The 1561-nt window shown below is 67.5% G+C and carries 1 protein-coding gene; it reads right to left on the bottom strand.

From position 1 onward, the window contains the following. Window positions 1–1519 (bottom strand): IS1634 family transposase (locus ABXG85_RS12870; RefSeq protein WP_353514000.1); only part of this gene is annotated, 1519 nt, incomplete at its 3' end. Between the last annotated feature and the right edge of the window lie 42 nt (window positions 1520–1561).

The raw sequence follows: 1561 nt of genomic DNA, 5'->3' as shown, positions 1-1561 counted from the left end.
ACATAAAGAGTTGAAACACCCAGCGCAAGGTGGGCTTGGCTGTGGGTCTCCCCTTCTGGTCCGGCAGGCTGGACCCCGCCTCCCAAAGCCTCCGCCTCAGCGCCCACTCCCCCAGGGCGTACACCAGAAGGGCCAGGGCCATCACCATCCCCAGGGCCATCACCCGCTCGGGCCGCTTCAAGAAGGTGCTCTCCGCAAAGAACAGGGGGTCCTTCAGAAACCGGAACCCCCGCTCCACCGTCCGGGCCTGGTCCTTGTACCGCCTCAGCACCTCCTGAGGGGGAAGCCCCTCCCGGTCCAGCACGTTCGTGGCCAGGAGGAATCGCCCCAGGCCCCGCCTCGCCCGCTCCAGCTTCTCCTGATCCACCTCCAGGCGGGCCCGCAGGCGGTAGACCACCGCCAAGGGTCGCTCCCCCTTGCGCGGCCGGCCCACCCGCTCCCATTGGCGTTCCTCCTGCACTCCCAGGTAGACCAGCCGGTGCGAAGGAAGTCGGCCGCTGGCCTCGCTCAGGGCCCGCCGGGCGTCCGCCTCACAGGCGAAGGTCCGAGCCGTCAGCCGGCCCAGGACCTTCCGCGCCTCCCCTTCGGCCCGCGCTATCCGCTGCTGGAGGCTCGCTTCCTCCATCCTGGCCCGCTCCTGGCTCTCCACCAACAGCCAGCGCTGCCGCACACCCCCGTACTCGCTCTCCACCTCCAGCCCCCGGTAGCCCGGCAGCAGAGGCCTCCAGGCCTCCTGGGGTAACTCCTCGCGTAGCAGGACCTTGGCCTCCTTTAGGGTGGCCGGCACCCGCATGACCCAGGAGAACCCACGCAGGGCCCCCAGGTTCTCCTGGCTGTAGCTGGCCCCGTCCAGCACCACCACCTCCCCCAGTTCCAGGCTCTGGCGGTAGCGCGCCAGCAGGGGAACCAAGGCCTCCTGATCCGACTGGTTCCCATCCCCAGGAGCGAAGAGCAGGGGAATCCCCCCGGTATCGGCGCAGATCAGGTTCATCACCCACTGCTTGAGGTCTGGGCGGTGGTCCCGGCTGTAGCCGTGGGTGAGGCGGATGACCAGGGGCTCGTCCCCCGTATCGGTCTGGCCCTCTTCCCCGCTCCCGTACACCCCGTGGACGTGAAAGCTGGTGGAGTCCACGTGAAGAGCCCGCACGGGAAAGGGAAAGGCTCTGCGGGCAGATTTAGCCACCTCCACGAACAGCTCGGTGACCCCGGCCGCGTACAGGCTGTCCAGCATGCGGCCCATGCGGTCGTCGTTCAAAAGTTCGGGGGTGATGCCGGGCCCCAGGAGCAGCTCGGTGGGCTTGCCCTGGAAGAAGTGGCCGAAGAGGTAGAGGGGAGAGGTGACGAAGCCCAGGGCGTTCAGTATGGCGGCCTTGAGGGCCATGCCAGTGGAGACCTTTTCGCCCGGCCTTGGGCCCACGAACCGGTCTACGGTCTGTACCAGTCCTATCTGATCCAGGATGCTGGCCACCAGGCCCAGGTGGCCCAGGTCGTACACCTGTAGGTTGGGTGTGGTTTCCATCCCAAAATCCTAAGGCCAAGGGAGAGGGGTGCGGAATGTCGG

It is taken from the genome of Thermus sp. LT1-2-5 (assembly GCF_040363165.1).
Taxonomy (GTDB): domain Bacteria; phylum Deinococcota; class Deinococci; order Deinococcales; family Thermaceae; genus Thermus.
The sequence above is the reverse complement of the archived record's forward strand: the minus strand, read 5'-3'. Positions and strand labels throughout refer to the sequence as shown.